At 61.3% G+C, this 13,398-nt stretch carries 16 protein-coding genes; 13 read left to right on the plus strand and 3 right to left on the minus strand.

Annotated features, from left to right (window positions below; translation table 11 throughout):
* The first annotated feature begins 2 nt into the window (after positions 1-2).
* The 12 genes from fliI (at position 3) to PKE98_RS22340 (ending at position 9,223) form a co-directional block, all read left to right on the plus strand.
* Positions 3-1,328 carry a flagellar protein export ATPase FliI gene (gene fliI, locus PKE98_RS22285; protein WP_271197596.1) on the plus strand — a complete coding sequence of 442 codons (1,326 nt, stop codon included), beginning with the start codon at positions 3-5 and terminating at the stop codon, positions 1,326-1,328.
* A 2-nt stretch (positions 1,329-1,330) separates the two neighbouring features.
* Positions 1,331-1,756, plus strand: coding sequence for a flagellar FliJ family protein (locus tag PKE98_RS22290; RefSeq protein ID WP_108097236.1), 426 nt, complete (start codon positions 1,331-1,333; stop codon positions 1,754-1,756).
* Positions 1,757-1,834: 78 nt separating this feature from the next.
* Positions 1,835-2,113 (plus strand): flagellar biosynthesis anti-sigma factor FlgM, encoded by a 279-nt coding sequence (gene flgM / locus PKE98_RS22295; RefSeq protein WP_271197597.1) that lies wholly within the window; start codon positions 1,835-1,837, stop codon positions 2,111-2,113.
* Positions 2,110-2,553, plus strand: coding sequence for a flagellar protein FlgN (flgN, locus tag PKE98_RS22300; protein WP_271197598.1), 444 nt, complete (start codon positions 2,110-2,112; stop codon positions 2,551-2,553). The genes flgM and flgN overlap by 4 nt, the downstream gene beginning before the upstream one ends.
* A 451-nt stretch (positions 2,554-3,004) precedes the next feature.
* A complete protein-coding gene (gene fliD / locus PKE98_RS22305; protein ID WP_271197599.1) occupies positions 3,005-4,309 on the plus strand; it encodes a flagellar filament capping protein FliD in 1,305 nt (434 codons plus the stop codon).
* Positions 4,306-4,701, plus strand: a complete 396-nt coding sequence (gene fliS / locus PKE98_RS22310) for a flagellar export chaperone FliS (RefSeq protein ID WP_271197600.1) — start codon at positions 4,306-4,308, stop codon at positions 4,699-4,701. The genes fliD and fliS overlap by 4 nt, the downstream gene beginning before the upstream one ends.
* The gene (locus tag PKE98_RS22315; RefSeq protein ID WP_271197601.1) at positions 4,688-4,987 is read left to right on the plus strand and encodes a hypothetical protein; all 300 of its coding nucleotides are present in this window, start codon (positions 4,688-4,690) and stop codon (positions 4,985-4,987) included. The genes fliS and PKE98_RS22315 overlap by 14 nt, the downstream gene beginning before the upstream one ends.
* A gap of 3 nt (positions 4,988-4,990) precedes the next feature.
* Entirely contained in the window at positions 4,991-6,100 is a 1,110-nt protein-coding gene (locus PKE98_RS22320; protein WP_271197602.1) for a flagellar hook-length control protein FliK, read from the plus strand.
* 60 nt (positions 6,101-6,160) lie between these two features.
* Positions 6,161-6,685, plus strand: coding sequence for a flagellar basal body-associated FliL family protein (locus tag PKE98_RS22325; protein WP_271197603.1), 525 nt, complete (start codon positions 6,161-6,163; stop codon positions 6,683-6,685).
* Between the two features lie 6 nt (positions 6,686-6,691).
* Entirely contained in the window at positions 6,692-7,402 is a 711-nt protein-coding gene (locus PKE98_RS22330; RefSeq protein ID WP_271197605.1) for a FliA/WhiG family RNA polymerase sigma factor, read from the plus strand.
* A 10-nt stretch (positions 7,403-7,412) separates the two neighbouring features.
* Entirely contained in the window at positions 7,413-8,285 is an 873-nt protein-coding gene (motA, locus tag PKE98_RS22335; RefSeq protein WP_271197606.1) for a flagellar motor stator protein MotA, read from the plus strand.
* Positions 8,282-9,223, plus strand: coding sequence for an OmpA family protein (locus tag PKE98_RS22340; protein WP_271197608.1), 942 nt, complete (start codon positions 8,282-8,284; stop codon positions 9,221-9,223). Before motA ends, PKE98_RS22340 begins: the two co-directional genes overlap by 4 nt.
* A gap of 85 nt (positions 9,224-9,308) precedes the next feature.
* Here PKE98_RS22340 and PKE98_RS22345 read toward each other — a convergent pair whose 3' ends face one another.
* The 3 genes from PKE98_RS22345 to lafA all read right to left on the minus strand — a co-directional run bounded on the left by PKE98_RS22345 (position 9,309) and on the right by lafA (position 11,752).
* Positions 9,309-9,761 carry a hypothetical protein gene (locus PKE98_RS22345; protein WP_271197609.1) on the minus strand — a complete coding sequence of 151 codons (453 nt, stop codon included), beginning with the start codon at positions 9,759-9,761 and terminating at the stop codon, positions 9,309-9,311.
* Entirely contained in the window at positions 9,758-10,576 is an 819-nt protein-coding gene (locus tag PKE98_RS22350; RefSeq protein WP_271197610.1) for a winged helix-turn-helix domain-containing protein, read from the minus strand. The genes PKE98_RS22345 and PKE98_RS22350 overlap by 4 nt, the downstream gene beginning before the upstream one ends.
* Before the next feature lie 267 nt (positions 10,577-10,843).
* The gene (gene lafA / locus PKE98_RS22355; RefSeq protein WP_271197611.1) at positions 10,844-11,752 is read right to left on the minus strand and encodes a lateral flagellin LafA; all 909 of its coding nucleotides are present in this window, start codon (positions 11,750-11,752) and stop codon (positions 10,844-10,846) included.
* 309 nt (positions 11,753-12,061) lie between these two features.
* Here lafA and PKE98_RS22360 point away from each other — a divergent pair.
* On the plus strand, positions 12,062-13,398 hold a 1,337-nt coding region (locus PKE98_RS22360), incomplete at its 3' end, for a two-partner secretion domain-containing protein (RefSeq protein ID WP_271197612.1).

Raw genomic sequence — 13,398 nt, forward strand, 5'->3', positions numbered from 1 at the left:
TCATGGCCCTGGGCGAGGCGTTCAAACTCGACGAAGCCCTGCGCTCGCTCGACTCGGTACAACTGGCAAAGGTCAGCGGCCGCCTCGTGCGGGTGTCCGGCATGCTATTGGAAAGCCTCGGCTGCCGGCGCATGACCGGCCAGCGCTGCATGGTCGAACAAGCCGACGGCACGCTGCTGGAAGCCCAGGTGGTGGGTTTTAACCGCGATATCACCTACCTCATGCCATTCAAGAAACCCATGGGCCTGACCGCCGGCTCGCGGGTATTTCCGGCCGAGGAAGAAACTGCGCTGCGCATTGACGATTCGTGGCTGGGCCGGGTGGTCAACGGCCTCGGCGAGCCGCTGGACGAACTTGGCAAACTCACTGGCCGCGATCCGTTGCCTACCGAACTGCCACGGGTCAATCCACTGAAACGCCGGCCCGTCACCGAAGCGCTGGACGTGGGCGTACGCGCCATCAACGCCTTGCTCACCGTCGGCAAAGGCCAACGGGTTGGTCTGTTTGCCGGCAGCGGCGTGGGCAAAAGCGTGCTGCTGGGCATGATCACCCGGCAGACCAAGGCCGATGTGGTGGTGGTCGGGTTGATCGGCGAACGGGGCCGTGAGGTACAGGAATTTATTCTGCATGCCCTGGGTGAAGAAGGGCTGCGCAAGGCCGTGGTGGTGGTGGCTCCGGCTAATGAATCGCCGCTGATGCGCCTCAAGGCCGCCGAGCTGTGCCACAGCATCGCTGCGTATTTTCGCGACCAGGGCAACGACGTGTTGCTGCTGGTGGACTCGCTCACCCGTTACGCCATGGCCCAGCGCGAAATCGCCCTGGCCCTGGGCGAGCCGCCGGCCACTAAAGGCTATCCGCCGTCGGTGTTCGGCATGCTCCCGGAGCTGGTGGAAAGCGCCGGCAATGGCGCCGATGCCCGTGGCAGCCTGAGCGCGCTGTATACCGTGCTGGCCGAAGGCGACGACCAGCAAGACCCCATCGTCGACTGCGCCCGCGCCATTCTCGACGGCCATATCGTGCTGTCGCGCCGGCTCGCCGATGTGGGCCATTACCCGGCCATCGACATTAGCGCCTCGGTAAGCCGCTGCATGACCCAGGTCAGCGCCGTGCCGCAGCAGCGTGCCGCGCGTGCGTTCAAAGAGTTCTACAGCACCTTTGAAAAGATCAAAGAGCTGATTCCCCTCGGTGGTTACACCCCGGGCATGGACAGCAAAACCGACCGCTCGGTGCAACTGGCTCCCGCCCTCGAGCGCTTCTTGCGTCAGGAAGTGGGCGAGGGCAGTGAACTGGGCGTGAGCATCGCCACTTTGCAGAGCATCCTCAAATAGCCATGAAAGAGCAGATCAACGTACTCGCGCGCCTGGCCAGTTTGCGTGGCAGCAAGGTGCAGGAAGTGATGGGCCGGGTGAACTATCAGCGCAACCTGTGCCAGCGCTACCGCAACAACATCACCGGCTTAAGCCGCCTGTGTGGCTTTAGCGTGCCGGTCACCACCTCGTTGCAATGCAGTAACCAGCAGCAGTACAAAGCCACGCTGTTCAAAATGCTTGAACTGCAGCGCCGCGAGCTGGGGGTGGCGGAAGAATTTCTCGGACGCATTCAGGCCGAGTTGCTGCGGGCCATGCGCAACGAGAAAGTCATTACCCAACTGATCGACAGCAAAATGAGTCAGTGGCAAGACCTGCTGGCGCGCCAGGAGCAAAAGATTCAGGACGGCCTGGCCGCGCAGGCGTGGTGGCGTGCGCAGGTGTCATAATTTTTTTCGTAGATCGATTTAAGTGGCGCATACAAACGGTCGCCTGTTGCTCTGTAACCACCTTCGTTGGACGCAATCATGGAAATAACCCGGCAGTTCAAGCCCGTCGTCGCCACCCAGAGCGAGGCTCCCGTTGTGGCTTCCAATGTGGCGGCGCAAAAGAAAACCGCCAATGCCCAGGCCGGTAGCGAAAGCTTGCCGCTGGAGCAACTGCAAGACGCGCTCGGCAGCTTGCCGGAGATCGACATGGACAAGGTTCAGCAGATCAAGGCGGCCTTGCAGCGCGGCGAAATCAGCCTGGATGTGGGCGCCTTGTCGCGCAGCATGCTGGCCTATCACACCGGCAGTGATGCGTGAGCGATAAGCGCGAGCAGCTGCTGAGCGCGCTTGAGCGCGATATTCAGCAAGACTGCACCGACTACCTGCGCCTGCGCGGTCTGATGCAAGAGCTCTACGAGTTTTTGCTGAGCCGCGATATGCCGCGCATCGATGTGATCAACCAGCAAGTCAGCGAGCTGGTTGAAGCCACCCGCCTGCGCGCCGAGCGCCGCAGCAAAGGCCTCGGCGCCTTTCGCCTGCAAGGCGACGCCGCCGGCCTGTACCGCCTGTTCGAACTCTACCCCGGTGTGCGTCGCACCCAGTTGCAACAGTACTGGAGCGAACTCGGTCAACTCGCCAGCCAGTGCCAGCGTCTGAACGAACGCAATGGGCAGTTGCTGGCCATGCACAACGACATTCTTGCGCAGCTGCTCAGCCAGCACAGCGACAGCGGGCTGTACGGCCAGCAACCGTATTGACCTCGGGCTTGGCGAATTGGCAGACCGCCGCTAGCGCGCAAATAACGAAGTTCTATATCAAACCCTCCGTCATCCCTGCGAAGGCAGGGATCCAGAATATCCCGGCGAACATATTTCCCTGCCCAATTCTGAATTGCGAATCGTCGGACCGCCGCCTGCGCGGAAATGACAGAGTTCCGTATCAAAGCCACCGTCATCCCTGCGAAGGCAGGGACCCAGAATGCTCCGCCAAGCCTATTTGTTCCCCTTAATAAATCCCCCTCGACGGTCGCCTGTTCTACCCCGTGGGCCTGCGTGCGACCACAAGCGGAAACGGGCTTTCCCCGTGCTTGCCAACGTCGCCCAGGCGGAAGTTTTTCTTCTCCATGCAACTCGATCTAATCCCTTATAAATCAATGATTTATAGGTTGGCATAGAACGTGCTCAATGGAATTCAGAGGGGTACTTAAACATGGCAATTGATTCCGACTACGTGCAACAGATGGCAACGCAACTGGCTCAGTACGACGTCCAGGCCGGGCAGGCGCGTGCCCAACGCAGCGAGACCAAATACAACGCCGAGTTGAAGGCGGTCGGCGATCTGAAAACCGCCCTGAGTACCTTCGCCACTGCGGCCAAGGCGCTGAAAAGCACCAGCGCCAGCAGCGACAGCATGCTGATCAACAGCGCTAAATTCAGCAGCGAAGGCGCGGCCACGGCCAGCGTCGGCGCCAGTGCGGTCAGCGGCAGTTATGAGTTCTTCGTCAAACAGCTGGCCAGCAAAGACCAGGTGGCCTTGCAGGGCCTCACCGATGCCGATCTGGGCAGCGGCAGCCTGACGCTCGGCCAGGACGGTGAAACCTTTTCCATCGACATGAGCAGCATCACCACCCTCGACGGCCTGGCCTCGGCGATCAACAACGCCAGCGACAACACCGGCCTCAAAGCCACCCTGGTACGCAGCAATGGCCAGGTGAACCTGGTGCTCACCAGCGAGAAAACCGGCAGCGACCAGGCCATCTCCCTGAGCAGCGACAACGCCGCCGTGCAGACCGCCGTCGATGGCCGCAAACAGCTCTCCACCGCCAAGGACGCCATCGTGTACCTGGGCGGCGAGGGCGGTGTGGAGTTGATCAACGGCAGCAACACCTTCGATGCCGCCATCACCGGCGTCAGCCTGACCTTCAACAAGGTCACCGGCGCTGATGACGACTTGCTCACCGTGGATATCGGCCAGGACGTGTCGGCCACCAAAGACAAGCTGCAAAGCTTTATCGACGCCTTTAACACCCTGATGACCAGCATCGGCTCGCTTACTGCCAGCGGCAGCGACACCGCGGCCCGTGGCGCCCTGGCCGGGGATGCCAGCGTGATAGCCATCAAGTCGGCGGTGAACAACCTGGTGCGCACCTCCTTTGGCGACACCTCGTTGATCAACTTCGGCGTCAGTGCCAACAACACAGGCAAGCTGACCCTGGATGCCACCGCCTTCGAAAAAGCCATCGCCGCCGACCCGGACGGCTTCGAAGCGTTGTTCACCGGCAAGGGCAACCTGCTCGACAGCCTGGACACCTCGCTCAAGGTCTACACCAGCAGCACCAACGGCCTGCTGACCTCGCGGGTGAACAGCCTCAACGACAAGCTCAGCAAGATCAACGACGACTACGACACCTTGCAGGTGCGCTACGACAGCTCGTACAGCCGCTACCTCAAGCAGTACACCAACCTCATGCAAGTCATGAGCTCCATGGAACAAACCAGCAGCCTGTTCGTATGAATACCTACAACCTGAACGACGGCTACGACAGCTACCGCGCCGTAGACCTGGAAGCCAAAGCCGCCTCGGCCTCGCCGTACGAGTTGGTGCTGATGCTGTTCGACGGCCTGCTCGATGAACTGGCCCGTGCCCGTGGCCATATCGAAGGCAAACGCTTTCAGCAAAAAGGCCGCTCGCTGGAGAAGTGCCTGAACATCCTCAACGGCCTCAACAGCGCCCTCGATTACGAGCAGGGCGGTGAGCTGGTGCAGGGCCTGGCGCGGCTTTACGACTACTGCATTTACAAGGTCTCGGATGTGAGCGTCAGCCTGTCGCTGACCGACCTCGACGAAGTGGTGCGCCTGCTCGGCACCCTGCGCGAGGGCTGGGAGGGTGTCAGTGCCTCGCGTTGAACGCCTGCGCCTGTTGCACGAGCGGTTGCAGCAGGTGCTGCTGGCCCGTGACTGGCTGGCCCTGGGCGAAGTGGATGCAGCGATTCGTGAAGAGTTGCAGCGCGATGTGCCGCCAAGCCTGGAGCGCCAGCGCCTGCAACAGCAGCTCAAAGAACTGCACGGCCGGGCCTACCAGGCCTGCGCCGGCGAATGTGAGCGGGTGCGCCAACTCATGCTTTCGCACCTGGAATACGCCGAAGGGCGCTCGGCTTACGAGCGCGTCGAATTGCTGCAAAACCGGAGCTGACTCGTGCTGCAACTGATCAACACGTCGCCTGCCCAAGGCGCCTTGCCGGGGGACGAGGCCATCGCGCCGCAAGCGCAGGCAGGTAATCGCCCGGCACCCACCAGCGAAGGGTTTGTGCTCGATGCCAATGCGCTGTTGGCCACGGCCGTGCCGACCACTGCGCCCGTGATGGATGTCGCGCCCGCCGAGGCAGAACCGGCGTCGGCCGAGCCCACCGAGGTGCTTGATGGCCTTACCCAGCTGCCGCTCGACCCGAGTTTGCAACAACAGGAACTGAGCGCCGAGCAGTGGCTGCTGAGCATGCTGGGCCAGCGCATGACCACGGTACAGGCGCGTGACGGTGACGCGGCGCAGGGTGCGGATAAACCGCAGGCTGAGGCCGTAAGTGGTCAGGAGCAGGCGCAGCCGGTGATGTCGGGGCTGAGCAGCAAGCTCGCGGTGCTGTCCACCAGCAGCACGCCGGCCACGTTGGCACCGGCAGCCAATCAAGACCGTGACAGCGATGCCCTGACCGCGCTGCTCGCCACCCTGGCAGCAAGTGCCGAGCAAGCGCCGGTTAGCAGCACTGCTGGCAGCGCTGACTCCAGCGCCACCACCGCCGTGACCGCGTTGGCGAGCAGCAGCCCAGCACCGATTACCACCGCCGTGCCGCAGGAGTTGGCCACGCCGCAGCTGGAACGCCACCTCAGGCTGCAAGCCCCGGAGGCAAAGTGGGGCGAGCAGATGTTGGTAGCCCTGCGTGACAACGTGGAGCTGCAACTGCAGCAGAAAGTGCAGAGCGCGACCATCCGCCTCGACCCGCCGGAGCTGGGCAGCATGGAGATTCTGCTGAGCCACGAATCCGGGCGCCTGACGGTGCAGATTTCGGCCGCCAACAGCGACGTGGCGCGCCTGCTGAACAACACCAGCGAACGTCTGCGTCAGGAGTTGGTGGGGCAGAACTTCCTGCAGGTGAACGTGCAGGTGTCGTCCGATACCTCCGGTCAGCAAAGCCAGCAGCACGCGCGGCAACGCGTGCCGGTAGAGGAACAGATTCTGGCCGCCGCGCCTGCCACCGAGCAGGACAAGCGCCAGGGCCAGGCGGGCGAGAGCGACGTGCTGGTCACCGTCTAAGCCCATTAACAACAGCCCCCCAGGGCTTTTATTTCACCGCATCTGGATAGCGAGTTTTTTATGGCAGTGCCACGGGTCATTCTTATCATGCTGGTCCTCAATATGGTCGTCGTGCTCGGCGGCGTGGTGACCAACTACCTGCTGCTCAAACCACTGCTGCACAGCGGCACGGCAATGGCTAGCAGCGCGCCTGCGCCAGCGACCACTGCGCCCGGGGAAGAAACCGCCGCTCAGGCCCTGGCCGGCAGTAGCGAAGAGCCGGGCGAGCCTGGCGAGTTCACCTTTTTCCCGGTGCAGAAAGTGATCGTCAGCCTGCGTGGCGGCGAGCGTGAGCACTACTTTGTGCTCGACCTGGTGCTGCAAGCCGATGCCGATGCCGAACCGAAAAAACTCGAGCAAGCCGACCCCATGGTGCGCAGTTCGGCTGTGGCCTATCTGTCGGCGCTGAAGTTCGAGGAGCTTCGCGGTCTGACCATTCCCGCGCTGCAAAGCCAACTGGAAACCGCACTGTTGGCGGATTTCGCCAACCGCAAAGTCGTCGCGCCGTTCCAGCATGTGCTGGTCAGCAAGATGCTCGTGCAGTAAGCCGCCATGCATGCCGTCGACTACGCCGCCCAGCCCACGCCCCGCGCCCTGTTCGCCCCTGGTGCCGAACAGCGTTGGGTGCGCCAATACCTGCCGCTGGTAAAACGCATCGTCAGCCAGCTGTCGCTGCAGGCCAGTCAGGCCATGGACCGCGAAGACATGGAGCAGATCGGCCTGATGGGCCTGCTCGAATGCCTGCGCCGCTATGGCGAACCCGACGAGCAATTCGGCCGCTTTGCTGCGCTGCGTATCCGTGGCGCCATTCTGGACGAGCTGCGCCGTCTCGACTGGCGCCCACGGCAGGTGCGGCAGCAGGTGCACAAGGTGCGCGATGCCATTCGAGCTCTGGCACGCCGCCTTGGCCGTGTGCCGAGCGAGGAGGAAATCCTTGCCCATACCGGGCTTGCGGCCCAGGACTACCAGGACTACCTGTGCGCCGACGCCTCCGAAGCCATCGAAAGCCTCGATGAACTGCTACAGAACGGCCATGACCAGGCCACGGCCGGCTTCGAGGACCGCGTGCACAAAGAGCGGCTGCTGGCCCAGGCCCTGAGTGTGCTCAATGAACGTGAGCAACTGATTCTGACCCTTTACTACCAGCACGAGCTCAGCCTCAAGGAGATTGCGCTGGTGCTGGATTTGACTGACGCCCGGGTGTGCCAGTTGAGCAAACAAGCGCTGGCCAAGGCCTGCCGATTTTTAACCGACAAAAGCTAGGGCTCGTGTTATGCAGAAGTTAATTGGAGCACTGATCATCGTCGGCTGCGTACTGGGCGGTTACACCATGGCTCACGGCGTGTTGTCGATGCTCTGGCAGCCGGCCGAGATGCTGATCATTCTGGGCGCCGGCATCGGCACCCTGGTGGTCGCCAACCCCAAGGAAGTGCTGCATGAAATGTGCGTGCAGCTCAAAGACGTGTGCGTGTACAAACGCCGCGGCGAAGAGTTTCAACGCCAGTTGCTGATGATGCTTTACGAGCTCCTAGAGATGGTCGATGCCGGTGGCCTCAAGGTGCTCGATGCGCATATCGAAGAGCCTGAGCAAAGCGAGCTGTTTGCCAAATACCCGCTGATTCGTCAGGAGAAAAACCTGATGGCCTTTATCGCCGACAACTTCCGTCTGATGGCCATGGGCAAGATCAGCGCCCACGAGCTCGAAGGTTTCCTCGAACAGGAACTCGAAGCCATGGAGCACGCCCTGCTGCAACCGGCGCGCTCGCTGCACAAGGTCGGTGAAGCCATGCCCGGTTTCGGCATTCTGGCGGCGATCATGGGCATCGTGATCACCATGGGCAACATCGGTGGTTCGGTGGCCGAAGTCGGTGCCCACGTGGCCGCGGCACTGGTGGGGACCTTTCTGGGTATCTTCTGCTGCTATTGCCTGATGGACCCGCTTTCCAGCGCCATGACCCAGCGGATCAAGACCGAACTGTCGGCCCTGGAGTGCGTGCGTACTACCCTGGTGGCTCACGTGGCTGGTAAGCCGACACTGTTGGCGGTGGACGCCGGGCGCAAACTGATCGAGCAGGACGTGAAGCCGGCGTTCAAGCAGCTTGAAGTCTGGGTGACCCAGTACGAGGAAGAAAGGGACGCCGCATGAACAAGCGCGCCGGCAACAACAAAGACCGCGAAATCATCATCAAGCGGCGCAGCCGCAAAAACCATGAAGAAGCCCACGGCGGCGCCTGGAAAGTCGCCTTCGCCGACTTCACCATGGCGATGATGGCGCTCTTTATGGTGCTGTGGATCGTGCAGCCGCAAAGCCACCTGGAAAACCCCGCTTCCGGCGAGCTGGAAGCCAACCCATTGGTGGACGGCGGCGCCGGCGTATTCGACGGCACCAGTAAAACGCCAATCGAACTGGACGGCCTGCCGATGCCAGCCAAGCCTGAAGTGCTGGCCCAAGGCAGTGGGCAAGCCAGCGGCACGAAGGCCGATACTGCTGAACAGACCGAGGCCGACGGCAATGCACCGAAGCACTACCAGACCAGCGCCGATTTGCAGGAGCTGGCGGCGCTGATACGCGAGGTGTCCGGCAAGGTCGATGCGCTGGCCAATATCGAAGTGAATGTGGTGCCCCAGGGCCTGCGCATTCTGATCAAGGACGACCAGAACCGGTTTATGTTCGAGCGTGGCAGCGCCACCCTAAACCCGCATTTCAAAAGCCTGCTGGTGGCGCTGTCCGGCGTACTGGCCAAGGTCGACAACAAGCTGATTCTCAGCGGCCACACCGACGCCGTGCAGTACCGCGCGCGCCAGGGCTACGACAACTGGAACCTCTCCGGCGACCGCGCGCTACGGGCGCGCAATGTGCTGGTGGAGGCGGGCATGCCGGCCAGCAACGTGCTGCAAGTGGCCGCGCAGGCCGATGTGATGCCACTGCGTGCGGACGACCCCAAGGATGGCGCGAACCGGCGAATTGAAGTGCTGCTGCTCACCGACAGCGCCGAGAGTTTGTACCGGCAGTTGTTTGGCGAGAGCTATGCGCGGGTGAAGTTTTCGCAACAGGGCGCGGAGTTCGAGGGTGCGCAGCCGTAGGGCGAATATCGCCTGCGATTTGCGTTGGGACACGGCGGATATCCGCTGCGCGGATATTCGTCCTACGACCTGATGTGTCTGGCGGTCAATCCGCGCAATAAAGCTGCCGCGTTTCCACTGCGAAATAGCACTTGCCGATCGGCCGCAGATTGATCACCGAATCCACTTCGCCGCCGTACATCAGGTTGAACAACAGGTCGTTGTCGATATTGCCCGAGGCATCCAGGTCGGTGGCTTTGCCTTTTTCCACCCGCAAGCGCATGCGGTTGAGAAAGCCCGACTCCACGATGCCCGAGGTTTCCATGATGCTCAGCCCCTGGCGTGTAAGGGCGTAGAAACGACCGTCCTTGATCAGCAACGTATGGTTGACTTCGATCTTGTGGCCATCGCGCAGAATCACGTCGCCGCTTGAGCTGTAACGGCCGTTGAATTCGTTGCTGGATTTGAAATTCACGCACACCACCAGCAGTGCCCCCAATGCAGCGGCCACCAGCAGCGCGCCACCTGTGTACCAGCGGCAGTTTTTGCTCAGGGTCATTGCAGGCAGCTCCGCAGTTGCTCGTCTTGCACCTTGGGCAACTGGGCGCGGTTGATCATCAGCCAGCGCGTGGTGTCGCGCTGCACGCAGAGCAATTCAAAAAAACCGGCATTGGCGCCCAGGCGGAATTGCACCGGTTGTTCCACCAGCGCGGCCAGGCGTTCGGTGAGCCCGCCGGTGTCATTGCGCAACTGTTCCAGCGCCTGCGGCGTGGTGGCGGCGTAGGTAAAATGTTTGTTGCCGATATCGCGCTCGGCCACCAGCACCTGCGACTGGAACAGCTCGTGGTAGATGTACGCGAACACCACCAGACTGAGAATCAGCAAGGCCGAAGCCGCCATCATCAAGGTCGCCATACGTTGCTGGTTGAGTGTGCGATTGGCCCGCCGTGGCAACGCCAGCGGCGGAAAGAAACCGGGGGCAGGCAGGTCGGCCAGATCGTTGAGGTTGACCAGGAATTTGGGGCTGAGCATGTAGCCACGGCGGGGCAGAGTCTGGATGATTTCGCGGTTCTTCTCATCCCCCAACACCTGACGAAGGGAGTAGATCTGCTGGTTCAAGCTGCCCTGGCCAACGATGCGGTCGCTCCAGGCATAGGCCAGCAATTCGTCGCGGCCCACCACTTCGCCAGGCACTTGCAACAGACGTTCGAGCAAACGGCTGCCGGAAAAACCCAGGTCGATCTTTTCCTCCACACCCTCACGGCTGAACACCAGTTGATAGCGTTCAGGGTGAAAGTGCGCCTGGCATCCATCCGGGCGCCCGGTACGGATGACCGACGCGGGCTTGACCTCATGGGTTCCCGCGCGCGGCATGGTTTCACTCATTGTCATATGTGCCTGCAAGGAACCGGTGCTTTGTGGCCGTTTACTCACGCGGATACAAAAAAATACAAAGCGGTCGGCATTTTGGCGTCAAAAAAAGGCCGCAGCAAGGACTGTGTCGGAAATATCTTACAGTCCGGCTATTTTTATAGGCGATTACCGCCCACTTGCGCAGTACCTGCCCGCTAAAAAAACGCCGCCAACGACAAACGCCCCGAACCAGTCGGGGCGTTGCTACAGCAGGGTAGTGCGAAGGGCTTAGCCCAGCAGGGACATGACCATGCCTGGCATCTGACCGGCTTGCTTGAGCATCGAGATACCCGACTGCAGCAGCATGCTGTTTTTGGTCATGGTGGCGGACTCGGAAGCGAAGTCAGCGTCCATGATGGTGCCGCGGGCTACGTCGGTGTTGTCCTTCATGTTGGCCAGGTTGTTGGCAGTGTGGTTCAGGCGGTTGATGTTGGCACCGAACTGAGCACGCAGGGAGCCGATGTCGTCCAGCGCGTCGCTCAGGGTGGTGATCATGCCGTTGGCAGCCGAACCGTCAGCGCCAGCGATTTCAGTACCAGGAGTGGTGCTGTCCGGCGTGGCGTATTGAGCCGACAGGGTGTCCAGCGCAGCGGTCAGATCGGTCAGCGGGGTGCTCACGTCCAGGGTCAGCTTTTCATCAGCGCTGGCGCCGATCTGGAAGTCCAGGGCAGCGGAGAACTTACCGGCCGAGCCGTCGGTTACAGCCGACGCGCCGCCGTCGGAGAACAGGCCTTCACCGGCGTATTTGGTGTTCTTGATAACGTTGCCCAGTTCCTGACCCAGTTGGTCGTACTCGGCTTGCATGGCGTCGCGGTCGTCGGAGCTGGCAGTGGCGTTCGCCGATTGGGTGGCGAGGTCTTTCATGCGCTGAACGATGTCAGTCATTTCGCTCAGTGCGCCTTCGGAGGTTTGCAGCAGCGAAACGGCGTCGTTGGTGTTGCGGGTGGCAACGGCCATGCCGCGGGACTGGGCGTTCAGACGGGTAGCGATCTGCAGGCCGGCAGCGTCGTCGGCGGCGCTGTTTACACGGTAGCCAGTACCCAGGCGTTGCTGGTTAGTGGACAGTGCGCTGTTGGTTTTGCCCAGGTTGGTTTGAGTGACCAGAGCGGAGTAGTTGGTATGAATCGACAGAGCCATGATGGTAATCCTTCGAGCGAGTGGGCTTGAGTGAAGCTGGCTGTGATCGCCTGCTGAAAAGGTAAGGCGACAGGTCGATTGGTTGGATTAAGGGCAAGTGTGAATTTTCTTTTGAAGCGCTGTCGTTCGCTTGAGAAAGACCTGCGAGCGAAGCGTGATTTTTCTTCTTTTGTAGGGGTCGTAAGGCGCCCCTCAGGCGTTTAAGGCCAGAGTTTGGTTTGCCGGTGTGCTAACGGCCGAGCTTTCCTACAGGCAAGCGCTACCTAGTTTTCTTACCGTGACTGAACTCCCATCTGGATGGAATTGGTCATGAATACGCGCTGTTTTCGCCTGATTTTCAGCAAGCCGTTAGGCTTCCTTATCCCTGTTGCCGAAATCACCCGCGCGCAACGCAAACCCGGCCAACAGCAAACAGCGTCACCACCCGCTCTCCCCCGAATTAATCCTGCTTTTAAGCCCTTGGTGCTCTCTGTATTTCTTGCTGGTTTACCTGGCTGGGCAGTAGCCGAGATTGTGCTGGACCCGACTCAGCGCGCCGGTACCAACGTGATCAGCGCCGCCAACGGCGTGCCGGTCATCGAAATTGCCAACCCCACTGGCAACGGAATTTCCCACAACCGCTTTACCGAATTCGATGTGCAAAACCCAGGCGTCATCTTTAACAACAGCCTGGTCAACGGCACCAGCCAGCTGGGCGGTGCGGTGTTGCGCAACCCCAACCTTTCACGCGCGGCCCGGGCGATTCTTACCGAGGTCACGGGCAACAAGCCCAGCTCCATTTCCGGCACCCTGGAGGTGTTTGGCACCAAGGCCGATCTGCTCTTTGCTAACCCCAATGGCCTGACCTTGAACGGCGTTACCACCCTCAACACTTCAAGCCTTACGGTAAGCACGGGCCGTGTACGCGATGCGGCGAGCGGGTTGCAGTTTGTGGTGGATGGGCAAAGCGGCCAGGTCATGATTGGCGCTGATGGCGTTAACACTGAGGGGTTGAGCTACTTCGACATCGTCGCGCGCTCGGTGGCCTTGCAGGGGGCCGTGGGTTCGCAGACGCGGCAAACCGATCTGCAGATTGCGGCCGGCCAGGGCACCTATGACCCCAGCACTCGCGCATTCACGGCCAAAGCAGAGGCTGAGGGTTCGGGTCTGGCCATTTCCGGCTCGGCGGCGGGCGCCATGCACGGCCGCTTTATTAACCTGATCAGCAGCGACAGCGGTGCCGGGGTTCGGCACCAGGGGCTGATTGTGGCGGCGCGGGATATTCAGATCAGCGCCGATGGCGAAATTGCCTTGAAAGACACAGGTGCCGGCGGCCAGGTACAAATTGCATCGACGGCCACCGTTACCAACACAGGCACGCTGGATGCCACCACAGGTCTCACTATCAAGGCCCGTGATGTGGTCAATGAGCAGGGTGCTTCTATGGGCTCCGGCGCGGACCTGAGCATTGATGCCGCCAATAGCCTGACCAATGCCAAAGACGCCACGCTCTTGGCCGAGCGCGCGATGCAGCTCAAGGCCGGTAGCCGCCTCAACAACGCCGGTGGCCTCCAGGCCGGCCAAACCCTGGCCATCAACACCCAAAGCCTGAGCAATAACGCAGGCCTGGTGCGGGGTAAAACCCTGACGGTGACTGCCAAGCAGGT

The organism is Pseudomonas turukhanskensis (assembly GCF_027922365.1).
Taxonomy (GTDB): domain Bacteria; phylum Pseudomonadota; class Gammaproteobacteria; order Pseudomonadales; family Pseudomonadaceae; genus Aquipseudomonas; species Aquipseudomonas turukhanskensis.